General features: G+C 69.4%; 24 protein-coding genes and 2 tRNA genes. 20 read left to right on the top strand and 6 right to left on the bottom strand.

Annotation, left to right across the window (positions count from 1 at the left end; translation table 11 throughout):
* The 3 genes from ACFTZB_RS22770 to ACFTZB_RS22780 all read left to right on the top strand — a co-directional run.
* Positions 1-2300 (top strand): DUF4118 domain-containing protein (locus ACFTZB_RS22770; RefSeq protein WP_378434244.1); only part of this gene is annotated, 2300 nt, incomplete at its 5' end.
* Positions 2297-2977 (top strand): response regulator, encoded by a 681-nt coding sequence (locus ACFTZB_RS22775; protein WP_378434246.1) that lies wholly within the window; start codon positions 2297-2299, stop codon positions 2975-2977. The genes ACFTZB_RS22770 and ACFTZB_RS22775, both read left to right, overlap by 4 nt.
* 60 nt (positions 2978-3037) lie before the next feature.
* The gene (locus ACFTZB_RS22780) at positions 3038-4015 is read left to right on the top strand and encodes an iron-siderophore ABC transporter substrate-binding protein (protein WP_378434248.1); all 978 of its coding nucleotides are present in this window, start codon (positions 3038-3040) and stop codon (positions 4013-4015) included.
* Between the two features lie 3 nt (positions 4016-4018).
* On the opposite strand, the gene ACFTZB_RS22785 is transcribed toward ACFTZB_RS22780, so the two are convergent.
* Complete coding sequence (locus tag ACFTZB_RS22785) at positions 4019-4651, bottom strand: pyridoxamine 5'-phosphate oxidase family protein (protein WP_378434250.1); 633 nt, start codon at positions 4649-4651, stop codon at positions 4019-4021.
* 124 nt (positions 4652-4775) lie between these two features.
* Between ACFTZB_RS22785 and recO the strand changes: the two genes are divergently transcribed.
* The 3 genes from recO to ACFTZB_RS22800 are packed head-to-tail and all read left to right on the top strand — an operon-like array spanning position 4776 to position 6764.
* Positions 4776-5591 (top strand): DNA repair protein RecO, encoded by an 816-nt coding sequence (gene recO / locus ACFTZB_RS22790; protein ID WP_378434252.1) that lies wholly within the window; start codon positions 4776-4778, stop codon positions 5589-5591.
* Complete coding sequence (locus ACFTZB_RS22795; RefSeq protein WP_378434254.1) at positions 5557-6366, top strand: isoprenyl transferase; 810 nt, start codon at positions 5557-5559, stop codon at positions 6364-6366. The genes recO and ACFTZB_RS22795 overlap by 35 nt, the downstream gene beginning before the upstream one ends.
* The gene (locus ACFTZB_RS22800; RefSeq protein WP_072946647.1) at positions 6363-6764 is read left to right on the top strand and encodes a hypothetical protein; all 402 of its coding nucleotides are present in this window, start codon (positions 6363-6365) and stop codon (positions 6762-6764) included. Before ACFTZB_RS22795 ends, ACFTZB_RS22800 begins: the two co-directional genes overlap by 4 nt.
* A gap of 3 nt (positions 6765-6767) precedes the next feature.
* Here the strand turns inward: ACFTZB_RS22800 and ACFTZB_RS22805 are convergent, their stop codons facing one another.
* Positions 6768-7193, bottom strand: coding sequence for a Fur family transcriptional regulator (locus ACFTZB_RS22805; RefSeq protein WP_378434257.1), 426 nt, complete (start codon positions 7191-7193; stop codon positions 6768-6770).
* A gap of 5 nt (positions 7194-7198) precedes the next feature.
* A complete protein-coding gene (locus ACFTZB_RS22810; protein WP_206012698.1) occupies positions 7199-7564 on the bottom strand; it encodes a helix-turn-helix transcriptional regulator in 366 nt (121 codons plus the stop codon).
* A 241-nt stretch (positions 7565-7805) separates the two neighbouring features.
* Here ACFTZB_RS22810 and ACFTZB_RS22815 point away from each other — a divergent pair, with 241 nt between their 5' ends.
* Positions 7806-9197, top strand: a complete 1392-nt coding sequence (locus tag ACFTZB_RS22815) for a glycine--tRNA ligase (RefSeq protein ID WP_043826260.1) — start codon at positions 7806-7808, stop codon at positions 9195-9197.
* A gap of 7 nt (positions 9198-9204) precedes the next feature.
* On the opposite strand, the gene ACFTZB_RS22820 is transcribed toward ACFTZB_RS22815, so the two are convergent.
* A complete protein-coding gene (locus ACFTZB_RS22820) occupies positions 9205-9855 on the bottom strand; it encodes a hypothetical protein (protein WP_378434259.1) in 651 nt (216 codons plus the stop codon).
* Positions 9856-10043: 188 nt separating this feature from the next.
* Complete coding sequence (locus ACFTZB_RS22825; protein ID WP_378434261.1) at positions 10044-12107, bottom strand: TPM domain-containing protein; 2064 nt, start codon at positions 12105-12107, stop codon at positions 10044-10046.
* A 69-nt stretch (positions 12108-12176) separates the two neighbouring features.
* Between ACFTZB_RS22825 and ACFTZB_RS22830 the strand changes: the two genes are divergently transcribed.
* The 4 genes from ACFTZB_RS22830 (at position 12177) to dnaG (ending at position 17468) form a co-directional block, all read left to right on the top strand.
* Entirely contained in the window at positions 12177-12869 is a 693-nt protein-coding gene (locus ACFTZB_RS22830; RefSeq protein WP_378434263.1) for a YdcF family protein, read from the top strand.
* An 8-nt stretch (positions 12870-12877) separates the two neighbouring features.
* Positions 12878-14176, top strand: a complete 1299-nt coding sequence (locus tag ACFTZB_RS22835; protein ID WP_378434265.1) for a deoxyguanosinetriphosphate triphosphohydrolase — start codon at positions 12878-12880, stop codon at positions 14174-14176.
* Positions 14177-14279: 103 nt separating this feature from the next.
* Positions 14280-15485: a lipase family protein gene (locus ACFTZB_RS22840; RefSeq protein ID WP_378434268.1), complete on the top strand. Its 1206-nt coding sequence runs from the start codon at positions 14280-14282 to the stop codon at positions 15483-15485.
* Positions 15486-15533: 48 nt separating this feature from the next.
* Positions 15534-17468, top strand: coding sequence for a DNA primase (gene dnaG / locus ACFTZB_RS22845; RefSeq protein WP_378434270.1), 1935 nt, complete (start codon positions 15534-15536; stop codon positions 17466-17468).
* A gap of 15 nt (positions 17469-17483) precedes the next feature.
* Here the strand turns inward: dnaG and ACFTZB_RS22850 are convergent, their stop codons facing one another.
* Positions 17484-17732 (bottom strand): hypothetical protein, encoded by a 249-nt coding sequence (locus ACFTZB_RS22850; RefSeq protein WP_037226505.1) that lies wholly within the window; start codon positions 17730-17732, stop codon positions 17484-17486.
* A 137-nt stretch (positions 17733-17869) separates the two neighbouring features.
* Between ACFTZB_RS22850 and ACFTZB_RS22855 the strand changes: the two genes are divergently transcribed.
* The 9 genes from ACFTZB_RS22855 to ACFTZB_RS22895 all read left to right on the top strand — a co-directional run bounded on the left by ACFTZB_RS22855 (position 17870) and on the right by ACFTZB_RS22895 (position 23949).
* Positions 17870-17942: transfer RNA gene (locus ACFTZB_RS22855), tRNA-Asn, on the top strand.
* A gap of 124 nt (positions 17943-18066) precedes the next feature.
* Positions 18067-19242, top strand: coding sequence for an AI-2E family transporter (locus ACFTZB_RS22860; RefSeq protein WP_378434272.1), 1176 nt, complete (start codon positions 18067-18069; stop codon positions 19240-19242).
* Positions 19243-19346: 104 nt separating this feature from the next.
* A tRNA-Ile gene (locus ACFTZB_RS22865) sits at positions 19347-19420 on the top strand.
* Positions 19421-19481: 61 nt separating this feature from the next.
* Positions 19482-20096 carry a maleylpyruvate isomerase family mycothiol-dependent enzyme gene (locus ACFTZB_RS22870; RefSeq protein ID WP_378434274.1) on the top strand — a complete coding sequence of 205 codons (615 nt, stop codon included), beginning with the start codon at positions 19482-19484 and terminating at the stop codon, positions 20094-20096.
* A 78-nt stretch (positions 20097-20174) separates the two neighbouring features.
* Positions 20175-20657: an adenosine-specific kinase gene (locus ACFTZB_RS22875; RefSeq protein WP_378434276.1), complete on the top strand. Its 483-nt coding sequence runs from the start codon at positions 20175-20177 to the stop codon at positions 20655-20657.
* A gap of 37 nt (positions 20658-20694) precedes the next feature.
* Positions 20695-21213, top strand: coding sequence for a DinB family protein (locus ACFTZB_RS22880; RefSeq protein ID WP_378434278.1), 519 nt, complete (start codon positions 20695-20697; stop codon positions 21211-21213).
* A 110-nt stretch (positions 21214-21323) separates the two neighbouring features.
* The gene (locus ACFTZB_RS22885) at positions 21324-22451 is read left to right on the top strand and encodes an NDMA-dependent alcohol dehydrogenase (RefSeq protein ID WP_378434280.1); all 1128 of its coding nucleotides are present in this window, start codon (positions 21324-21326) and stop codon (positions 22449-22451) included.
* A gap of 44 nt (positions 22452-22495) precedes the next feature.
* Entirely contained in the window at positions 22496-23311 is an 816-nt protein-coding gene (locus tag ACFTZB_RS22890) for a serine hydrolase domain-containing protein (protein WP_378434282.1), read from the top strand.
* A gap of 128 nt (positions 23312-23439) precedes the next feature.
* Positions 23440-23949 (top strand): DUF3145 domain-containing protein, encoded by a 510-nt coding sequence (locus tag ACFTZB_RS22895; RefSeq protein ID WP_012688162.1) that lies wholly within the window; start codon positions 23440-23442, stop codon positions 23947-23949.
* Positions 23950-23967: the final 18 nt, after the last annotated feature.

Below are 23967 nucleotides of genomic sequence, written 5' to 3' on the forward strand. Positions count from 1 at the left end.
ACCGCGGCACGCTCGGCCGGGAACTGGATGTCGACGCGGTGCTGGCCCGCAGGCCGGCACTGGTGCTCGTGGACGAACTCGCGCACACGAACACGCCGGGCAGTGTCCACGAGAAACGCTGGCAGGACGTGGAGATCCTCCTCGGCGCCGGCATCGACGTCCTGTCGACGCTGAACGTCCAGCACCTCGAAAGCCTGGGCGACGTGGTCCAGCGGATCACCGGGGTGGTGCAGCAGGAGACGGTCCCCGACGAGGTGGTGCGCGCCGCCACCCAGGTGGAGCTGGTCGACATCACGCCGGAGGCGCTGCGCCGCAGGCTGTCCCACGGCAACATCTACGCCGCGGAGAAGGTCGACGCCGCGCTGAGCAACTACTTCCGGACAGGGAACCTCACCGCACTGCGCGAACTGGCTTTGCTGTGGGTCGCCGACCAGGTCGACGCCGCACTCGCGAAATATCGTGCGGAGAACAAGATCACCGACACGTGGGAGGCCCGGGAACGGGTGGTCGTCGCGGTGACGGGCGGACCGGAATCGGAGACACTGGTCCGGCGGGCAGGGCGGATCGCGTCGAGGTCCAGCGCCGAGCTGATCGTCGTGCACGTGGTGCGCGGCGACGGCCTGGCGGGCGTGTCGGCCCCGGAGATGGGGAAGGTGCGGACGCTCGCCGCGAGCATCGGGGCGAGCCTGCACAGCGTCGTCGGCGACGACGTCCCGACCACACTCCTCGACTTCGCCCGGACGGCGAACGCCACCCAGTTGGTGCTGGGCACGTCGCGACGCTCGAGGTGGGCGCGGATCCTCGACGAGGGCATCGGCGCGACCGTTGTACAACAGTCCGGGTCGATCGACGTGCACATGGTCACGCACGGCGAATCCCACCGGCCGAGGCGGTTCTCGCCGGTGGGATCGCGGTCCCGCACGGCGATCGCCTGGATCGCCGCGGTCCTCGTTCCGTCGGTGGCCACCCTGGTGATGAGCGCCGTCGACCGCTGGCTCGGATTGAGCGGTGAGGGCGCACTGTTCTTCATCGTGGTGCTGCTCGTCTCGCTGCTCGGCGGTGTCGCACCCGCGGCCTTCTCCGCGCTGATCTCGGGTCTGTTCCTCAACTACTTCTTCACTCCGCCGGTGCACAGCTTCACCATCGCGGAGCCGGACAACTTCATCACCACGGTCGTGCTACTCGTGGTGGCCGTCGCCGTCGCGGTCCTGGTCGACGCGGCCGCCAAGCGTTCGCGGGAGGCCCGGCGAGCGTCGCAGGAGGCCGAGTTGCTGGCACTGTTCGCCGGATCGGTGCTGCGGGGGGCCGATCTCGGCGCGCTGCTCGAGAAGGTGCGCGAGACGTACGGTCAGGAGTCGGTGAGCGTCCTGCACCGGGACCGCGGTCTCGTCGGCTCCGTCGGGCCGCACCCACCGGCGAGCGTCGACGATGCCGACACGGTCTGCGAGGTGGGGGAAGGGGAGTACGCGCTCGCCCTCCGCGGCAGCGAACTGCGCGCACGGGACCGCCGCGTGCTGCTCGCCGTCGCGAACCAGGCCGTGGGGATGATCCGGCAGACGGAACTCGCGCAGGAGGCGGGGCAGGCTCAGGCGCTGGCCGAGGCCGACCGGCTGCGGCGGTCGCTGCTGTCCGCCGTCAGCCACGACCTCCGGACCCCGCTGGCAGCGGTCAAGGCCGCCGCATCCAGCCTGCGCAGCGACGACGTCGACTTCTCCCCGGAGGACACCGCCGAACTGCTCGCGACCATCGAGGAATCGGCCGACGTCCTGACCTCACTCGTGGGCAACCTGCTCGACTCGTCCCGCCTCGCGGCGGGAGTGGTGACCCCGACACTGCGGCCCGTGTATCTGGACGAGGTGGTGCACCGGGCGCTGGTGGGGCTGGGAATCGGCGGCCGGACCGGGACGCGGGCCCGCGAACGGGTGGAGGTCGACGTCGGGACGGTCGCGGCAATGGCGGATTCGGGCCTGCTCGAGCGGGTGCTCGCGAATCTGATCGACAACGCACTCCGCTACGGTGAGGACTCCGTGATCCGGGTCGGCGCCGCGGCGGTGGGAGACCGCGCCGTCGTCACCGTCGCCGACACGGGGCCGGGAATTCCACGGGGGCGGGCGGAGGAGATGTTCGCCCCGTTCCAGCGGCTGGGGGACCGCGACACCACCACGGGAGTCGGGCTCGGGCTCTCCGTCGTCCGCGGATTCGTCGACGCGATGGGCGGCACCATCAGCGCCACCGACACCCCCGGTGGTGGTCTGACGATGGTGGTGGAACTGGCAGGCGCGGGAGGGGAGCACCCATGACGAGAATCCTCGTCGTCGACGACGAACCGCAGATTCTCCGCGCCCTGCGGATCAATCTCAGTGTGCGCGGATACGACGTGGTGACGGCCGCGTCCGGGGCCGCCGCACTGCGCGCCGCGGCAGAGCGGCCGCCGGACGTGATCGTGCTCGACCTCGGGTTGCCCGACATGGACGGCACCGAGGTGCTCGCGGGCCTGCGCGGATGGTGCCCGGCGCCGGTGATCGTGCTGTCGGCCCGCACCGATTCCGCGGACAAGGTGGAAGCCCTCGACGCGGGCGCCGACGACTACGTCATCAAGCCGTTCGGGATGGACGAGTTTTTGGCCCGGGTGCGGGCCGCGGCCCGCCGGGCGACGACGGCCGTCGACACGGGCGAGCCTGTGGTGGAGACGGATTCGTTCACGGTCGACCTGGCGGCGAAGACGGTGCGGCGGGCGGGGGCCGAGGTGCACCTGACGCCGACGGAATGGGGGATGCTCGAGATGCTGGTGCGCAACAAGGGCAAGCTGGTGGGCCAGAAGGAACTGCTGCGGGAGGTGTGGGGTCCGGCATACGCCACCGAGACCCATTACCTGCGGGTGTATCTGGCGCAGCTGAGACGCAAACTCGAGGACGACCCGTCGCACCCGCGTCACCTCATCACCGAGGCCGGGATGGGATACCGGTTCCAGGTGTGAGGCCCACCCGGCGGGAGGGGCGGACGGGTCCCCGCCCAGTGTGTTGGTTAGCCTTGCCTTATGAGGATGAGAAGTCTCGTGTCGGTGTCCCTGCTGGTCCTGGCGCTCGCCGGCTGCGGGAGCGGCGGCGGGGAAGAATCGGAACCGGCGGCGGGAGCCGCTGACGGCGCCTTCCCGGCCGTGGTCGCCACGAAGTTCGGCGACGTCACGGTCGAGTCGAAACCGGAGCGGGTGCTCGCGATCGGCTGGGGTGACGCCGAAACCGCGCTGGCGCTCGGTGTCGAACCCGTCGGAGCCAGCGACTGGGTCGCGTTCGGCGGCGACGGCGTCGGACCGTGGGCGAAGGGGAAGTACACCACGGCGCCGACGATCATCGGAACCCTCGAACCGTCGTACGAGCAGATCGCGGCGCTCGAACCGGACGTCATCCTCGACACCAAGAGCGCCGGAGACGAGGAACGCTACGGCCATCTGTCGCAGATCGCCCCGACGATCGCACTGCCGGAAGGCGCTGACAACTACAAGACGCCGATCGAGAGTCAGGTGTCGATGGTCGCGACCGCCCTCGGCGTGCCGGAGCAGGGGAAAGCGCTGCTCGCCGACATCGATCGGCGGTTCGCGGACGCCGCCGCGGCTCACCCCGAATTCGCGGGGAAGACGATCACCGTCGGTGCCTACTCGGGCACGGGATGGGGCGCCTACACCGCGGACACCGAGCGGCTCCAGTTCATGAAGAAGCTCGGATTCGTCAGCAACCCGGCGGTGGACGCGCAGCCGGCGGTGAAGTTCTCGGTCCCGGTGTCGGAGGAGAATCTCGGCGTGATGGACGCCGACATGGTGGTCGTCTTCCCGATCGGCAGGCCCGCCGCCGACGCCGCGAACCGGCCGCTGTTCCAGGCCATCCCCGCTGTGCGCGACGGACGGTACCTCGTGTTCGACGATCAGGCCGTCTCCAAGGCGTACTCCACCAACTCGGTGCTGTCGCTGCACTACGCCCTGGACACCGTCGTACCCCTGGTGTCCGAGCGGCTGCGGTGACGCTCAGTAGAGCAGCGTCCGGTAGTACTCCTGCCTGCGGGGCGTAGCCGGGTCGTGTTCCAATTCGTGCTGCTCGGCGTGCATTTCCCGCAGCGACGGGATCTCGTCGGGGTCGGGCCACGACTCCGGGTCCCACATCCGTGACCGGAGTATCGCCCGGGCGCAGTGCGTGTAGACCTCGTCGATCCGGACGACGACCCCGAGGTTGGCCGGTTTGCCGTTGATCGACATCGACTGCAGCAGTTCGGGATCGACGGTCAGGGTGGCGGTGCCGTTGACGCGCACCACCTCGTCGATCCCGGGCACCACGAACAGGACGCCGACGTGCGGGTTCCCGAGGATGTTGCGGTACGAGTCGGCGCGCCGATTGCCCGGGCGGTCCGGGATCACCAGCGTCCGGTCGTCGAGGAACAGCGTCTTCGACGTGAGGTCTCCGCGCGGGGAGCAATCGCAGTGGCCGTTCGCGTCGGCGGTGGCGAGGACGAAGAACCGCGCCTCCGAGATGAAGCGGCGGATCAGGGGCATCGTGTGATCGGTGTGCTTGCTGGCGATCGAGGGGTGCGGAACGCCCAGGACCTGCTCGAGTTCCTCGAGAGAGGTGATCGTGTGCTCCGGTGAGGGGGCGTGCGCTGCCACTGCGGTGTTCCGTTCGTCGAGGGCGGTCTCGAGTTAGGGTAACCTTCGGCGGCCCTGCCCGGACCCGCAGGCCCCGCGGCCCGGGCTGCGGAATGTGGCCGCCCGGGCGTGGGAGACTGGACCGGTGAGGTTGTATCGAGACAATGCGGTGGTCCTGCGCCAGCACAAGCTGGGCGAGGCCGACCGCATCGTCACACTCCTCACCCGGCAGCACGGTCTGGTGCGCGCGGTCGCCAAGGGAGTGCGCCGCACGAAATCCAAGTTCGGCGCCCGGCTGGAGCCGTTCGCGCACATCGACGTGCAGCTCTACCCGGGCCGCAACCTCGACATCGTCACCCAGGTCCAGACGGTCGACGCGTTCGCGACCGACATCGTCGACGACTACTCGCGGTACACCACGGCATGCGCGATCCTCGAGACCGCCGAGCGGCTCGCCGGCGAGGAGCGGGCCCCGGCGCTGCAACTGCACCGACTGACGGTCGGGGCGCTGCGGGCGGTCGCGGAACACCACCGGCCGTGCGAGCTGATCCTCGACGCCTTCCTGTTGCGGGCCATGGGTTTCGCGGGGTGGGCACCCGCCCTCGACGACTGTGCGCGGTGCAGCGCACCCGGGCCGCACCGGGCATTCCACGTGGCCGCCGGGGGAGCGGTGTGCGTCCAGTGCCGACCGCCGGGCGCCGCCACCCCGTCGCCGGGTGTCCTCGACCTCATGGACGCGCTGTTCCGCGGCGACTGGGCGAGCACCGAGCAGGTGCCCGAGTCGCTGCGGGGGCAGGCCAGCGGTCTGGTCGCGGCGCATCTGCAGTGGCACCTCGAACGGCAACTCCGCACTCTCCCGCTGATCGAACGCGCACGACCGCATGCGGCGGTAGGGGCGGAGGATTCGGTCAGGCAGGATGGGGACCGTGATTCGACGACGCGAACCTCAAGCCCCGCGTGATTCCGGGGCCGAGCGCCAGATCCGGCCGCCGGACCCGCATCCCTCGGGCGCCCGCCCGCCGGGCCTGCAACCCGAACTCGTGCCCCGGCACATCGCGCTGGTGATGGACGGCAACGGCCGTTGGGCGCAGGAGCGGGGACTGCCCAGGACCGCGGGCCACGAACGCGGCGAGGCCGTGTTGATGGACGCCGTCTGCGGGTGCATCGAGATGGGCGTCGAATGGTTGTCGGCGTACGCGTTCTCCACCGAGAACTGGAAACGCAGCCCCGAGGAGGTGCGCTTCCTGATGGGCTTCAACCGCGACGTGATCCGTCGTCGCCGTGACGAGATGCACGAGATGGGGGTGCGGGTGCGGTGGGCGGGTCGCAGGCCCAAGCTGTGGCGCAGCGTCATCAAGGAACTCGAGGTCGCCGAGGAACTGACGAAGCACAACACGGTCATGAACCTGACCATGTGCGTCAACTACGGCGGTCGCGCGGAGATCGCCGACGCGGCGAAGGAGATCGGCAGGCGGGTCGCGGCGGGTCAGCTCGACCCGGAGAAGATCACCGAGGCGACCGTCGCCCGCTACCTCGACGAGCCGGACATGCCGGACGTCGACCTGTTCCTCCGGCCGTCCGGCGAGCAGCGCACGTCCAACTTCCTGATCTGGCAGTCGGCCTACGCCGAGATGGTGTATCAGGAGAAGCTGTTTCCCGATTTCGATCGCCGTGACCTGTGGGCGGCGTGCGTCGAATACGCGTCGCGTGACCGCCGTTTCGGTGGGGTGAAATGACCGTCGACGGGGCGCCCGCACTGCTCGGGCGGGCAGCGGACGCACTGGAGCACTTCGCCACCGTCGCCCGGGCCGAGGACGGCTCGCTGAGCTTCGAATACGCCGGGGCGCTGTGCTCGATCAGTGCGATGACCCTCACCGACGGCCTCGACGTGCTGTCGATGACGTGCGTGCTGGCCTGGGATCGTCCGGTCAGCGCCGCGCTGCACAAGAAGGTGGCGGAGCGCAACGGCGCGTTGCAGTTCGGTTCGATCGCGGTGTTCGGTCACGGACGGCTCGCGGACGTCATCCTGCGGTACACGTTCCCCGCCGCCGGGCTCGTGGACGAGGCGCTGACCACGATGCTGCTGCTCGTGCTGAGCGGCGCGGACACCGCCCGGCAGGGTCTGATCCCCTGACGTTCACCGCGGCGCGCTGCAGTCCTTGCACAGCCCGAAGATCTCGATGGTGTGGCTGACGTCGGAGAAACCGTGGGCGTCGGCGATCGACTGCGACCACTGCTCGACGGTCGGCCCTTCGACCTCGACGGTGTAACCGCATGCGCGGCAGACCAGGTGGTGGTGGTGTCCGGACGAGCAGCGCCGGTACACCGATTCGCCGGTGTCGGTGCGCAGGACGTCGACGGTGCCGGCGTCGGCGAGCGTCTGCAGGGTGCGGTAGACGGTGGTCAGCCCGATGCCTTCGCCGCGCTTGCGCAGTTCGTCGTGCAGTTCCTGCGCCGACCGGAACTCCTCGATGTCGTCGAGGAGTGCGGAGATGGCGCTGCGCTGCTTGGTGGCGCGGACTCCCACGACGACGGGCTTGCGCTGGCCGGTGTTCTGGGTCAAGGCGTTCATCCTTCCTCGGCGTGCGCGACGGCGTCCACGACGATGTGGGCGAGGTGGTCGTCCACCAGGCGGTACAGGACCTCGCGTCCGGTGCGTTCGCCGCGCACGACGCCCGCGGCCTTGAGCACGCGAAGATGCTGGCTGATCAGTGGCTGGGTGACGCCGAGCGCCCCGACGAGTTCGTGCACGCACCGTTCCGATTCGCGGAGCTGGAGGACGATCGCGATGCGGACGGGGGCCGCGAGGGCGCGCAGGATGTCGCCTGCCGCCGTCAGCGTCTCCTTCGACGGCACGGGAGCCGGGGGAGCGGCCTCGAACGGATGCGGGGTGGCCTCGAACGGATGCAGATCCCCGGGATCGACGACGCTCACCAGTGATCTCCTTCGGTGTGCCGGACAATGGACGGGACCGTGGCCGCGTGGCCGTCGGCGGTGTAGACGGCGCGCACGCCCCGGGAGGAACACCCCATCTTATTGCAAATCGATTCCATTTTGATATGCACGAATACGCATGTCAACCGGCGGGGTGAACCGACCACGATCGGGCAGATAGGCTGGGATCCGAAAAGCGCACGTGAACCATGCATCTATTACCCAGATGGAGAGCACCCGAGTGGCACCGAAGTCCAAAGTCGAAACCGTCGTCAATCTCGCCAAGCGTCGTGGCCTGGTCTACCCGTGCGGTGAGATCTACGGAGGCACGAAGTCGGCCTGGGACTACGGCCCCTTGGGCGTCGAGCTCAAGGAGAACATCAAGAAGCAGTGGTGGCGCAACATGGTCACCAGCCGCGAGGACGTCGTCGGCCTCGATTCCTCGGTGATCCTGCCGCGCGAGGTGTGGGTGGCGTCGGGCCACGTCGGCGTGTTCAACGATCCGCTTGTCGAGTGCCTGAACTGTCACAAGCGTCACCGTCAGGACCACCTGCAGGAGGCGTACGCCGAGAAGAAGGGCCTCGACAACCCGGACGACGTCCCCATGGACGTCGTCGGCTGCCCCGACTGCGGCACGGTCGGTCAGTGGACCGAACCCCGCGACTTCAACATGATGCTCAAGACGTACCTCGGCCCGGTCGAGAGCGAAGAGGGCATGCACTACCTCCGCCCGGAGACCGCGCAGGGCATCTTCGTGAACTTCGCGAACGTGCTCACCACGTCGCGGAAGAAGCCGCCGTTCGGCATCGGCCAGATCGGCAAGAGCTTCCGCAACGAGATCACCCCCGGCAACTTCATCTTCCGCACTCGCGAATTCGAGCAGATGGAGATGGAATTCTTCGTCAAGCCCGGCGAGGACGAAGAATGGCACCAGTACTGGATCGACTACCGCATGGACTGGTACACCGGGCTCGGCATCAACAAGGACAACCTGCGGCTGTACGAGCACGCGCAGGACAAGCTGTCCCACTACTCGAAGCGCACCGTCGACATCGAGTACCGCTTCCACTTCCAGGGCAGCGAATGGGGCGAGCTCGAGGGTGTCGCCAACCGCACCGACTTCGACCTGTCGACCCATTCGAAGCACTCGGGCACCGACCTCAACTACTACGACCAGGCCTCCGGTGAGCGGTACACGCCGTACGTCATCGAGCCGGCAGCCGGTCTCACGCGTTCGCTGATGGCGTTCCTCGTCGACGCGTACACCGAGGACGAGGCGCCGAACGCGAAGGGCGGCGTCGACAAGCGCACCGTGCTGCGCCTGGACCGCCGTCTCGCCCCGGTGAAGGCCGCGGTGCTGCCGCTGTCGCGCAACGCGGACCTGACGCCGAAGGCCAAGGACCTCGCCGCGACGCTCCGTCAGCACTGGAACGTCGAGTTCGACGACGCCGGCGCGATCGGCCGCCGGTACCGCCGTCAGGACGAGATCGGCACGCCGTTCTGCATCACCGTGGACTTCGACACCCTCGAGGATCACGCCGTGACGGTGCGCGAGCGCGACTCCATGGCCCAGGAGCGGGTCGCGCTCGACCAGGTCGAGGGCTACCTGGCGCAGCGCCTCATCGGTTCCTGATCCGCCGTCACCTGCGCGCGTCGCAGGTGGTGGTCAGGTAGTTCGTCAGGATTCGGCGGTTCTCCTCGGACACCGGGATACGGGAGTATTCCGGTGCCGAGGAGCCGACCGCGATCCACAGCGGAAAGACGAAGGGCTTCTTCGCTTCCGCGAGCGCGTGCGGATCGCAGCGTGCCGCGTCGATCGTGATGTCGATGCTGAGCCGGTCCTCGTCCGCCCGCATGGTGGCGGGCAGCGCCCCGTGCAACGCATACAGGACGCTGCCGCCGATCTCGTCGACCCGGACGTCGCCCGTCGCCGTTCCCCGGCTCACGACGAGCCGGGCCGGGAGGGGCGCGGCCGGTTCGGGCGGAGCCGCCGCCGGGATCAGGGTCACCGGGACCGCCCGCGCCAGATCCTCTGCGGCGCAGTCTCCGTCGTGGATGCGGCCGAGGACGTCGTACGGGGCGGCGAGCGGCACCCGCACGGGCGAGCCGTTCCGGTCGGCGAGTCCGATCACGGCGTACGCCGGTTCCGGCCGTGTGTCGCAGCGCACCGCGCCGTACTCGGCTTCGACGTCGATCCGGTTGCCGGGGCCGAGTTCGACCTCGCGCAGGGTCTCGGGCGCCGCCGCGAAGCCCGGGCTGTCCAGCGCCACCGACGTTACGGAGACGGGCACATCGCCGGTATTGGCTATCCGCACGTGAATCCGCCCGCCCGCCGCGTCGTCCTCGCGGCTGCGGTACGCCTCCGCCGACAGCGGGATCGCCGGCTCGTCCTCGGCGCCTCGCCCGCCCGCGCAGCCCGACAGGACGCCGCAGCAGGTGGCCGCGACGCAGGCGAATGCGACGAACGTTCGGGGTGACGTCAGAATCGGCCGCCCCCGCTGATCCGGCCCGAACTGCTCGGCCCGCCGAACGAACGGGGACCGCTGCCGCGCCCGCCGCCGGAGCCGCGGCTACCCCAGTTGCCGCCGCCGCTGAATCCGCCCCGCAGGATGCTGTCGATCAGGATGCCCCCGAGGATCGCGCCGGTGGCATTCCCGCCACCGCCACCGGGCCCGGGGCGCTGACGGGACTCCCAGCGGCTCACGTCGTTCTGCGCCAGCCGCAGCGCGTCGGCGGCCAGGCCCGCGGCGGCCTGGGCGTGCTGCAGCGCGCGGGAGGCGTCGGTGGTGCGCAACTGCTGGGCCCCCGCCAGGTGCCGCTGCGCCTCGGTCAGGCGGGTCCTGGCCTCCGCTCCCACCGCGCCGCGGCGGGTGCCGATGAAGTCCGATGCCGCCGTGACCTGCGACTGCGCGGCCACGAGGTCCTGCTCCAGGCGCTGCTGCGCACGCTCGGCCTGCTGCCGCGATTCCTGCGCCTCGGCGAGGACGGCGTCGAGTTCCGCGTCGGCCTTCACGATCTGGGTGAAGCTGCCGAGCGGGTCGGTGTCCGCGGCCGTGCGGGCCGTCGACAGTGCGGCCTCGGCCGCGGTGCGTGCCGCCGTGAGCCGGTCCCCACCCTGCTCGGTGAACTGGGCCGCGGTCGCGATCCCCGCCTCCACGTCGGTGATCGCGGCGGGCAGCGTGGCGATGGCGTGCCGGATGTCCTCCGCGGCGTGATCGACGGCGTCGAGCAGGATCCGGGCCTGTTCGAGGGCCCCCTCGGCGCCGCGGATCGCCGGTACCGCCGGTCCCTGCTTCCCCGGTGGCAGGGCGACGGCCTCCCGGCCCTCGCCCACGGCCTTCTCGGCGTACGCGAGCCGCTCCTCCGCCATCGTCACGTTGTGGGCGACGGAAGCGAGTGCGGCGGCGGGGAATTCGGTCTGCAGGGTGGCGAGGGTGTGCGTGGAGTCGGGGATGCGCACCGTCAGCGCCACCATGTCGCGGGTGAGCGCGTCGAGCCGGTCGGGGGCGTTGATCAGCAGGTCCCGCAGCCCGTCGAACTCCTGGACCCTCTCGTTGAGTTCGCGGTCGGCGCGCCCGCACGACGTGATGATGTCGATGAGCATCTCCCGCTGCTGCTGCGGGGTCTCGGGGATCGCGTCGTCGAGGCGCTGACGCACGGTGAACGCCGCCGCGAGGGTGGACTTCGCCGTGTCGAACGCCGCCGTGAACGCGGCGGTGGCCTGCTCGCCGAATTCGCCGCGGGCCAGTTCGAGTTCCTCCTGGCTCGTGCGCAGCGCGTCGTCCGTCTCGACGAGCACCTCCTTGGCGCGTTCGTCGAGGGTCGGCAACGGCAGCGCCGTCAGCGCGGCCGTGTCCTCGGGGCTGATGCTGCGCGCCGCCTCGACGCCCGCCCGGGAACGGTCGTGCTTCCTCTTCCGCGAGTACAGCACGACCCCGCCCACACCCACGACGACCACACCCCCGCCGATCAGCAGCGTGCGCACCGACATTCCGCCGCCCGGGCTCATCGCGTCACCGAGCCCGCCCGCCGCGGCGATCGCGCCGCCGGCCCAGTCCTCCTCGCGCAGGGCGGGTTCCACCGCGTCCACCCGGATCGACTCCGCTTCGTCGCTGGTGATCTCGGACAGACCGTCCGGTGCGATGAGAGCGTACTCACGGTCGACCGTCGCGACCGCGAGCAGTGCGTCGCGATCGCCGAGGGACGACGCCTGCGCCGTCTGATCCGCCCACGGGCCTGCGCCCAGGCCGTTGAAGTCGGGAACGTAGACCACCCACAGCCGCACCTTGTGCTCGTCGTAGAGCTGATCGATCGCGGCCTGGACGTCGCTCTGCTGGTCCGCGTCGAGCACCCCGACGGTGTCCGTGATCTGACCGGGCAGACGGAACGGTGCGTCCGCCGACGCGACCGCGGGGAAGAACAGGATCGCCACGAGCGTCAGGAGCGCGGAGACGGCGCCGAGGGCGGCGAACCGCCGGGCGCCGGGGAAAGGGAGTCGGGGGCGGGACGACGGCGTCTGCTCGAGGCGCGGTGCGAGTGGCATGGCAGCAAATCTATCGGGTGTGGCGAGTCGTCATCGGGACAGTTCGGCGACAGCTGGCAGAATCAGGGAGTGAATTCTGCACCCAGCCGTGAACGCCACGACCTCCCGCGCCGTCCCGCGCGCCCGGGGTTCGCAGGCACGCTGGCCCGGTGGACCCGCCGGATCGTCGCCGGTGTCGTTCTCCTCGCGGCGGCCCTGGTGCTCGGCACCGCGGTCCGGGTGTGGCAGGTCGCGCGGATCGACGACACGTCGACGGCCGACGCGATCGTGGTGCTCGGCGCCGCCCAGTACTCGGGAACCCCGTCGTCCGTGTTCGAGGCCCGGCTCGAGCAGGCGTACAAGCTGTACGAGCGCGGGGTGGCCCCGGAGGTCATCACGGTCGGCGGGAAGCAGGAGGGCGACGAGTACACCGAGGCCGCGTCCGGGAAGAACTACCTGATCTCGCGCGGTGTCCCCGCCGACAGCATCACCGCCGTCGAGGAGGGGTCCGACACCCTCCTCAGCATCGAGGCGGTGAGTGAGGCGATGGGTGCGCAGGGCATCGATTCGGCGGTCCTCGTCAGCGACCCGTGGCATTCGCTGCGGACCCGGACGATGGCCCGCGACGCCGGCCTCGAGGCCTGGACGGCGCCCACCCGGCAGGGGCCCGCCGTGTTCACCCGCGAATCGCAGTTGCACGGAATCGCCCGGGAGACAGGGGCGTTGATCTGGTATCAGCTCACGCACTTCTCGGCCGACTTCCCCTACACGGCGGGACAGTAGGCGTTGCGATGACACCACACACGACACCCCTCGGCGAGGTGTACTCCGCGCACGACGTCGCCCGGCGGGTCCGCGAGGCACCGAAACGGGCGGGGATCCCGGGCAGCCAGATCGCGGCCGCCCAGCACCGATCCGTGTTCTCCCGCGACCGTGCCCGGGTTCAGCACTCGGCGGCGCTGCGCAGGCTCGCCGACAAGACCCAGGTGGTGGGCCCCCGGGACGGGGACACCCCGCGGACGCGGTTGACGCACTCGATCGAGGTGGCGCAGATCGGCCGTGGCATCGCCGACGGTCTCGGCTGCGATCCCGATCTGGTCGACCTCGCCGGCCTCGCGCACGACATCGGCCACCCGCCGTACGGCCACAACGGGGAGAAGGCCCTCGACGAGGTCGCGGAAAGCTGCGGCGGGTTCGAGGGCAACGCCCAGAATCTGCGCATCCTGACGAACCTCGAACCGAAGGTCCTCTACCCCGACGGGCGCAGCGCCGGGCTCAACCTGACCCGGGCGTCGCTGGACGCGGCGATCAAGTATCCGTGGACCCGGCCGCGGCCGGGCGCCAAGTTCGGGGCCTACGACGACGACGCCGAGGTGCTCGCGTGGATCCGTGAGGGCGCCCCGGACGGTCACCAGTGTCTCGAGGCGCAGGTCATGGACTGGGCCGACGACGTCGCCTACTCCGTGCACGACGTCGAGGACGGGGTGATCGACGGGCGCATCGACCTGCGTTCGCTCGCCGATCCGGTCGACCAGCGGGCGCTCGCCGAGTTCGGCGCCGCGGAGTTCGCGGGACTCGACGTCGAGGAACTCGTGGAGGCCGCGCAACGGCTGAGCCTCCTGCCGGTCGTCGTCGGCGTGGGCAGCTACGACGGCACGCTCACCAGTTCGGTCGCGTTGAAGAACCTCACCAGCGAACTGGTGGGCCGGTTCGCGACCGCCGCGATCATCGGGACCCGCGACGTCCACGGCGAGAAGCCGGTCGCCCGGTACGACGCCGATCTGGTGGTCCCGCCGGTGGTCGCGTCCGAGGTGGCGCTACTCAAGACGTTCGCACTGAACTTCGTGATGTCCGATGCCGGACACCGCGCGCGGCAGGAACGGCAGCGGGACCGCGTGCACCGCGTCGCCGAATGGCTGCTCGCGACCGCACCCGACGGCCTCGACCCGATCCTCGTACCCGCGTGGCATGCGGCGGCCGACGACCCCGCACGGGTCCGGGTCGTCGTCGACCAGATCGCGTCCTACACCGAGAGCAGGCTCGAACGCGTCGACAAGTCCAGTCTCGGGGCCCAGGCGAGCTGGGGCTGACGGACACCGAAGTCGGACCAATCCGCCCGCCGCGGTGCTACGAATAGGACTCAGACAGCTTGCACCCCCTACGTGCAGCACACCCGAGGGTCAGGGAGACCGGATGAAGTCTGCAGTGCGCAAGATCATCGGTTCGACGTCCGCAGCGCTGGCGGTGGCGGTCGGTGCCGCCCTGCTGGCCCCACCCGCGGCGCAGGCCGCGCCCGCATACCCGTTCGCGGACCCCGACCCGTTCTACGGTGCGCCCGCCGACGTCGGGGCACGCGCCGACGGGGACGTGCTGGCGAGCCGCCCGGTCGCCGCCACCGGTTTCCCCGCCGCCGACGCCTGGCAGGTCAAGTACAAGTCGACCAACTCCGCGGGCGCGCCCATCGCCGCCGTCACCACGGTGCTGGTGCCCCGCGGCACCCCCGCGAACCGCCCGCTGGTGTCGTATCAGCCGTTCGTCAACGCGCTCGGGCTCGAGTGCGCACCGTCGCATCAGCTGTTCGCCGGCGGACTCCAGGAGGCCCCGGCCGTCAACGCCCTGCTCGCGCGGGGATGGGCGGTCGCCGTACCCGACCACCTCGGTCCCACCAGCGCATACGGGGCGGCGAAACTCGGCGGCCGGCTCGTCCTCGACGGCGTCCGCGCCGCGCAGCGACTCCCCGAGGCCGGGCTCGGCAGCAGTCCGGTCGGGCTCGCCGGGTACTCGGGTGGCGCCATGGCGACCAACTGGGCTGCGGCGCTCGCCCCCACCTACGCCCCGGAACTGAACATCGTGGGCGCCGCCGAGGGCGGTACCCCGGTCAACATCGGCGAACTGGCCGACCGCCTCGGCGGCACCCGCTCGCAGGCGTTCGGCCTCGGATTCGCGGCCGCCATCGGGCTCGAGCGCGAATACCCGACACGCTCCCCGCTCGGCGACGGTCTCAACGACGAGGGTCTCGCCCTGCGCGCGCAGATGAGCAACATGTGCACCGATTCGATCCTCGGCGCCGGGGCAGGCAAGTCGCTGCCCGACCTGACCAACGGTCCGGGGATCCTCGCCGACCCGTCCGGGCGCGCCGTGATGGACGAGAACAGCGTCGAACTGTATCCGGGAGTTCCGCGGACGCCGATGTTCGTCTGGCACGGCAGCGCGGACCCCCTCGTCGCCATCGGACCGGTGCAGAACACCGTCGCCCGGTACTGCTCACAGGGTGCGCGGGTGCAGTTCGACGTGATTCCGGGCGCCGACCACGGCACCGCCACCATGCTCGGCGCCGGCCCCGCCTTCGGCTACCTCGGCGACCGATTCGCCGGGATACCCGCCCCCTCGAACTGCTGATTCCGAGGCGGAATTCCGGGCTCCGGGAGAGCGCCTAGACTGTCGGGCGTGGCTGGCAGAATCCCTGATCGTGACGTTGCGGCCATTCGCGAGCGCACACGGATCGAGGACATCGTGGGGGAGTACGTCTCCCTCAAGCGCGCGGGCGGCGACTCCATGAAGGGGCTGTGCCCGTTCCACGACGAGAAGTCGCCGTCGTTCCACGTGCGGCCCAACCACGGCCACTTCCACTGCTTCGGGTGCGGCGAGGGCGGCGACGTCTACTCGTTCCTCCAGAAGATCGACCACATCAGTTTCGTCGAGGCCGTCGAGCAACTGGCCGACCGGCTGAACTACACCATCTCGTACGAGGGCGGCGGCACGTCGGTGCAACGCGACCGCGGCACCCGCGCCCGCCTGGTCGCGGCGAACGCGGCGGCGCAGGAGTTCTACTCGGCGCGTCTGCAGGAACCCGACGCGCAGGCCGCCCGCGACTACCTGACGGAACGGAACTTCGACGCCCAGGCCGCGCAGCAGTTCGGGTGCGGGTATGCGCCCGACGGCTGGGACATCCTCACGAAGCATCTGCTGGGCAAGGGTTTCGACGTCAAGGAACTCGAGGCCGCGGGCCTGTCGAAGGCGGGGCGGCGCGGTCACATCGACCGCTTCCACCGCCGTCTGCTCTGGCCCATCCGGAACCTGTCCGGCGACGTCATCGGTTTCGGCGCCCGCAAACTGTTCGACGACGACACCATGCCCGGCAAGTACGTCAACACGCCGGAAACCATGCTGTACAAGAAGTCTCAGGTGCTGTTCGGGCTCGACCTCGCCAAGCGGGAGATCGCCAAGGGGCATCAGGCCGTGGTGGTCGAGGGATACACCGACGTCATGGCGATGCACCTGGCCGGGGTCAAGACCGCCGTCGCCGCCTGCGGCACCGCGTTCGGTGAGGACCACCTGTCGATGTTGCGGCGACTGCTGATGGACGACAGCTATTTTCGCGGCGAGATCATCTACACGTTCGACGGGGACGCCGCAGGCCAGGCCGCGGCGATGAAGGCGTTCGAGGGCGACCAGAAGATGGCCGGGCAGACGTTCGTCGCCGTCGCGCCCGAGGGCATGGACCCCTGCGAGCTGCGGCAGAAGTCCGGTGACGCGGCCGTCCGCGACCTGGTGGCGCGTCGCACGCCGATGTTCGAGTTCGTGGTCAAGTCGATCCTCACCGAACACGACCTCGAGACCGCGGAGGGCCGGGTCGAGGCGCTGCGCCGCACGGTGCCGGTGGTCGCCCAGATCAAGGAAGCGACGCTGCGGGACAGCTACGCCGTCCAGCTGTCCGGCTGGGTGGGCTGGGACGACATCGCCGCGGTCCGGCAACGGGTGCGCGACGAGGCGCGTAAGCGGGCGTCCACCCGCGGGTCGGTGCCCGCGCCTCCCAAGAAGAAGGCGGCCCGGGACGAGAACCAGGACGCCCCGCAGTTGCCCGTCGGCCTGTCCCGGCCCCGCCCGAACGACCCGACGCTGTGGGCGCAGCGCGAAGCGCTCAAGGGTGCGTTGCAGTACCCGGCCATCGCCGGCACCGTCTTCGACTCGCTGCCGGTGGAGACGTTCACGCACCCGACGTACGTCGTGATCCGCGAGTCGATGATCGCGGCGGGCGGCGCCAGCGCGGGCCTCGGCGGCGGCGAGTGGGTCGACGCGGTCAGCCGGGGAGTCGAGGACGTCACCGCGGCGTCTCTCGTGTCGGAACTCGCCGTCGAACCGTTGCCCGCCGAGGAGGACACCGTCCCGCGATACATCTCCGGCGTCATCGCACGCCTGCAGGAGGTGTGGGTGGGGGAGCAGGTGGCGGAACTGAAGTCCAAGTTGCAGCGCATCTCACCGGCGACGGCGTCGGACGAGTTCCACTCGCTGCTCGGCGACCTCGTCGCCTTGGAGCAGTACCGCCGGAGCCTGCTCGATCAGGCGATCGGCGACACCAACCGGGACGGCATGGCCGGCTGAACGGGCCGCCGTCGGCTATTTCTTCTTGAGCTGGTCCTGGGGAACGAGGATGGTCGTGTCCTCGTCGAGCGGCTTCATCGGTTCGAGCTTCGGCTGGGTGTTCAGCGAGTCGGACAGCTTCTGTCGTGACATCTGCAACACCTTCTTCGTGGCCGGGCTGGTGGCCACGGCCTTGGTGGCCCGGCTGATCTGTTCGTAGCGCGCACGTCCTGCTCGCGTACCCAGCACGTACCCAGCAGCGATACCGATCAACAACCGCATCATTCCCGCTTCCTCCCGACGCACAACGACCGTCCCCATCCTGCCTGATGCATCGACAGGCAGGCGATTTGGTACTGGGGTGGGGCTATGCGCTACAGTTTCTCTCGCATCGCCGGGAACGGCGAAGCACAGCAGAATAATCCCCTGTAGCTCAATTGGCAGAGCTTCCGACTGTTAATCGGACGGTTGCTGGTTCGAGTCCAGCCGGGGGAGCACCGAAACCCCGTCCGGTTCGTCCGGGCGGGGTTTTCTGCTGGGCGCGGCCAATTCGGATCGGTGTGCGTCCCGGGCGAGTACATTCCCGCTGTATCGGTAGCAAGCGATCGCGGGGTGTGCGATGAGCGAGGGCGAGGACGGCGGCGAGACGGCACCGACGCGGCCGGGCGGGCGTTTCGGCACGAGCGACGCCCCGCGGTGGTTGCTGCCCTCGATTCTGTACGTCCTGCTGGCCGTCGCCGCCTACCAGTTGTCGGGGTGGCTGTTCGTCAACCTGCGCGGATTCCTGGGGCTGCTGTTTCTGGCGTGGCTGTTCAGCATCACCCTCGAACCGGTCGTCGACTGGCTCGCGCGCCGGGGACTGCGGCGCGGCCTCGCCACCGGATTCGTGCTGCTGGCACTGTTCGTCTTCGCGATCGCATTCCTGGCGCTGTTCGGGACACTGCTCGCCCAGCAGCTCGCCCAGCTCCTCAAGGCGCTGCCGGGCGCACTGTCCTCCGTCACCGACTGGTCCAATCGTGTGTTCGACACCGACTTCGCGACCGGCGAGGATCTGATCCACCTCACCCCCGAGACCGTCCGGGACCTCGCCGAGCGCTTCACGCCCGGAGTGCTGGGCGTGTTGTCCTCGTTGCTCGGCGTCGTGTTCCAGATGCTGACGCTGCTGCTGTTCGTGTTCTACATGTCCGCGCAGGGACCGGCCCTTCGCCGCACCATCTCGAGCTGGTTTCCGGCGCGGCAGCAGCGGGTCATCTCGGTGGTCTGGGAGATCTCGGTCGAGAAAGCAGGCGGCTACGTCGTGTCGCGGCTCATCCTCGCCGCCATCAGCTCGGTCGCCACCGGCATCTTCCTCGTGGTGATCGGCGTGCCCTACTGGCTGCCGCTGGCACTGTGGACCGGCATCGTCTCGCAGTTCGTCCCCACCCTGGGCACCTACCTCGCGATCGCCCTCCCCGCGATCATCGCCGCGGCGTCCCGGCCCATGGACGGCGTGTGGGTGATCGTGTTCGGCACCGTCTACCAGCAGATCGAGAACTACGTGCTGCACCCGCGCATCACGTCCGCGACGGTCTCGATCCACCCCGCCGTCGCGTTCGGATCGGTGATCGTGGGCGCCTCCCTGTTCGGTGCGGTCGGCGCGCTGGTGTCGGTCCCGGTGGTCGCGGCGATCCAGGCCCTCGTCGAAACGTACGGGCGACGGTACGAACTCGTCGCCGACGGACCGGCGTCGGCCACGTCGGTCGAACAACCCGAACACGCGAGCGACGACAAACGCCGCGATGCCCGGGACGAGTAGGCGTCGACCACGAAAAGCGCTGTCGGGACGGGCTCGTCCCGGCTACGCGCCCGCCGCGGGCACACGGTAACATCGGCAGGCCGCGATGCGAGTGGTGCGGTGATGGGGCGGTAGCTCAGTCGGTTAGAGCCGTGGACTCATAATCCATTGGTCGCGGGTTCGAGCCCCGCCCGCCCCACCCACTTCCCCGGTCGGTCCGGTCTTCTCGAGTGGGCCCGGATGCGGGCAGTGTGAAGACCATGGAGTTGGCGCGCGAGGAACGGGAAGAATTCGCCGAACTGCTCGCAGGGCTGTCCCCGCAGCAGTGGGAGTCGCCGAGCCTGTGCGAGCGGTGGCGGGTCCGGGACGTGGTCGCGCACGTGATCAGCTACGACGAGCTCGACTTTCGCAGTCTGGTTGCACGGTTCGCGGAGGGCTGGTTCCTGCAGGACCGGGTCAACGAACTCGGGGTCGCCGACCTCGCGGACCGCACCCCCGAGCAGCTGCTCGAGTTGATGCGCGTTCACGCCGAACCCAGCGGTCTGCCTGCCGGTTTCGGTGGGAGGATCGCCCTCGTCGACGGCATGATCCATCAACAGGACATCCGGCGGCCCCTCGAGATTCCCCGGACCATCCCTCCGCGGCGGCTGCGAGTGGCGCTGGACTTCGCACGGTTCGCTCCGCTGATCCGCGGCGCCTGGCGAGCGCGCGGGGTGAAGCTGGTGGCGACAGATCTCGACTGGTCCTACGGCCGGGGACCGCAGGTGAGTGGAAGCGGCGAAGCGCTGCTGATGGCGATGGCCGGGCGCCGTGACGCACTCGGCGACCTTGCCGGCCCCGGCCGGTCGACATTCGCCGGCCACATCGGCGCCTGACCGAGGGCGCAGCACGTGCCGCGTCGTTGTTCTCGGTGCCGGCACGGGGCAGACTGAAAGTCACCCGAGGAGGCCATCGTGGACCTGCAGATCGTGGCGATCGACAAGCCCGACGACATGAACGTGATCGTCGGGCAGTCCCACTTCATCAAGACCGTCGAGGACGTGCACGAGGCGCTGGTGGGGGTGAGCCCGCACCTCCGGTTCGGTATCGCGTTCTGCGAGGCGTCGGGCCCCCGCCTCGTACGCTGCTCCGGCAACGACGACCGTCTCGTCGAGTTGGCCACCCGCAACGCCGTCGCCGTCGGCGCGGGCCACTCGTTCTTCGTGTTTCTGGAGGACGGCTACCCGGTCAACGTCCTGAACACGCTGAAGCGGGTGCCGGAGGTGTGCGGCATCTTCTGCGCCACCGCCAACCCCGTCGAAATCATCGTGGCCGAGACGGAACTCGGCCGGGGCATCGCCGGCGTGATCGACGGGCAACCGCCTGCCGGTGTGGAGACCAGCGCCGACGTCGCCGACCGCAAGGCGTTGCTGCGGACGATCGGGTACAAACTCTGAGCGAGCGACATTCGCCGGGCGCTCTACGATGACCGGCATGGCGATCACCCCCGACACGAAGAACTGGACGTGGGTCCTCGACCGGGCGTGCCCCGACTGCGGGTTCGACTCGGCGGCAACCCGGTACGAGGACATTCCCGCCCTGGTCCGGGCGAACGCGGACGCCTGGTCGCCGGTCCTCACCCGGCCCGACGTGACGGTCCGGCCGGACGAGCAGACGTGGTCGGCCCTCGAGTACGCGGCGCACGTTCGCGACGTGTTCCGGATCTTCGACGCCCGGCTCCGCCTCATCCTCGAGCAGACGGACCCCCTGTTCCCGAACTGGGACCAGGACGAGACCGCGATCGCCGAGCGCTACAACGAGCAGGATCCGGCCGTCGTGGACGCCGAACTGCGTGCGGCAGGCGCCGCGGTGGCGGACGGCTTCGAGGCCGTCCCACCGGAACTCCGGTCGCGGACCGGGCGGCGCAGCGACGGCGCCTCGTTCACGGTGGAGACGCTCGCCAGGTGTTTCGTCCACGACCCGATCCATCACCTCCACGACGTGTCGGGGTAACAGTTTCGGATTCCCGGACCCGATTCGGTAGAACGTGTTCCAATTCGGCTCGTTTGTGTCTATCGTCACATCAGCAGATGCGCAGACATGAACGAAGGGTTGGGAGTCACATGAAGACCAAGGGTGCGATCCTGTGGGGCCTGAACGAGCCGTGGTCCGTCGAGGAGATCGAGATCGGCGATCCGGTTGCGGGCGAGGTGCAGATTCGCATGGAAGCCGCCGGAATGTGCCACTCCGACCACCACATCGTCACCGGTTCGATGCCCATGGCGTCCTTCCCCGTGATGGGCGGCCACGAAGGGTCCGGCGTCATCACCAAACTGGGGCCGGGGGTGAAGGACCTCGAGGTCGGCGACCACGTGGTGCTCTCCTTCGTACCCGCCTGCGGACGCTGTCCGGCGTGCTCGGCGGGACATCAGAATCTCTGCGACCTCGGCATGGGGCTCCTGAGCGGGCTCGCGATCAGCGACGGCACGTTCCGCATCCACGCGCGCGGCGAGAACGTCATCCCCATGTGCCTGCTCGGGACGTTCTCCCCCTACATGGTCGTGCACGAGACGTCGGTCGTGAAGATCGACAAGGACATTCCCTTCGACGTCGCCGCCCTCGTCGGCTGCGGCGTCCCCACCGGGTGGGGGTCGGCGACGCGAATGGCAGAGGTGAAGCCGGGCGAATCCGTCGTCATCATGGGTGTCGGCGGCGTCGGCATGAGCGCACTGCAGGGCGCGGTGGCGTCCGGGGCCCGTCAGATCTTCGCCATCGACCCGGTGCCGTGGAAGCGGGAACAGGCGCTGAAGTTCGGGGCCACCCACGCGTTCGAGAGCGCCGCAGCCGCGATCGAACCGATCATCGCGCTCACCAACGGGCTGATGGCGCAGAAGACGATCATCACGGTCGGGGAGATGCGCGGCGAATACGTCGAGGAAGCCCTGCTGCTCACCAGCAAATTCGGCACGTGCGTCGTCACCGCGATGGGCGCGATGACCGACATGGACGTCAAGCTGAACCTGTTCCTCTTCTCGATGCTGCAGAAGGATTTGAAGGGCACCATCTTCGGCGGCGGCAACGCCCGGGTCGAGATCCCGAACCTGCTGGCCATGTACAAGTCGGGGCAGCTGAATCTCGACGACATGATCACCCGCACCTACAGCCTCGAAGGCGTCAACGACGGGTACCAGGACATGCTCGACGGCAAGAACATTCGCGGCGTCATCCGGTACACCGAAGCCGACTGGTGACGGCTCGCCGCAGTTGCTTGGTGCGGCTCTCGTAGTCTGACCGGGTGCAGAGTCTCGATCAGATCGCCCGATGGCCCGTGGACAACGCTGCGGCGGTGGTCCTGTCGCGAGACGAAGGGGTGATCGGCGAGTACGGCGACCAGCAGCGCGTCTTCCCGCTGGCCTCGGTGACCAAACTGCTCTGCGCGTACGCAGTCCTGGTGGCCACCGAGGAGGGGGCCGTCGAACTCGACCAGCCCGCAGGCCCGGAGGGCTCGACGGTGCGTCATCTTCTGGCACACGCGTCGGGCCTCGCCTTCGACGCGAACCGGGTGCAGACGACACCGGGGCGCAAGCGGATCTACTCGAGTGCCGGCTACGAGGTGCTCGCCGACTTCCTCACCGCCGAGACGTCGATCGACTTCGCCGACTACGTGGCGGAATCCGTGTTCGCTCCGCTGTCGATGACGGCGTCCGCTCTGGTCGGGCCCGCAGGCCACGGAGCGCAGGCGTCGACGGGAGATCTCGGCCGCTTCGCCACCGAACTGTTCCGCCCGGCGCTCATTTCGCCTCAGACGTTCGCAGACGCCACTTCGGTGCAATTCCCCGGACTGGACGGAATCCTGCCCGGATACGGCTCACAGCGTCCCAACGACTGGGGTCTGGGATTCGAGATCCGGTCGGCCAAGAGCCCGCACTGGACCGGCACGGGCAACTCGCCTCAGACGTTCGGACACTTCGGTCAGTCCGGCACGTTCCTCTGGGTCGACCCGGCCGCGGGACTCGCGTGCGTCGCGTTGACGGACCGCGACTTCGGCGACTGGGCCAAGCCCGTGTGGACCGAGCTGAGCGACGGTATCCTCTCGGAACGCGAACGGTGAAGACACACCGATTGCTCGAATCACTGGCGCAACACAGGCATCACAGGGCACACTGGTCAACCGAGCGTGCTGCACACACCGACTGAGGCCGTTGGGGAAGACGTCCCTCGTCGAAGCAGGAGGCTCGAGTGCGCGCATTGAATCAGTTCGCGGACGTGACGGCTGGTGTTGTCTACATCCACTCGTCGCCCGCCGCGTTGTGCCCCCATATCGAATGGGCGCTGACCGCGACCCTCGACTGCCGAGCGAACCTGAAATGGACCTCGCAGCCGGCCTCCAACGGCGTCCTGCGCGCGACCACCAATTGGGTGGGGCCCGTCGGCACCGCTTCGCGGCTGGTCAACGCGCTCCGCGCGTGGCCGATGCTGCGATTCGAGGTCACCGAGGACGCCAGCGAGGGCGTGGACGGCGAACGGTTCAGTCACGTGCCCGGCATGGGTCTGTGGCACGGATCCACCAGCGCGAACGGCGATGTCGTCGTGGGGGAGATGCGTTTGCGGGCACTGATGGAGGCGGGCGGTGACATCGCCGCCGAACTGGACTACGCCCTCGGAACGGCCTGGGACGAGGCGCTCGAGCCGTTCCGCAGCGGCGGCGAAGGCGCCGAGGTCACCTGGCTGCGCCGCGACGTCGGCTGATCCCGCTCACGGACGCGA

The sequence above is a fragment of the Rhodococcus sp. NPDC057014 genome, assembly GCF_042673295.1.
Lineage (GTDB): Bacteria > Actinomycetota > Actinomycetes > Mycobacteriales > Mycobacteriaceae > Rhodococcus_F.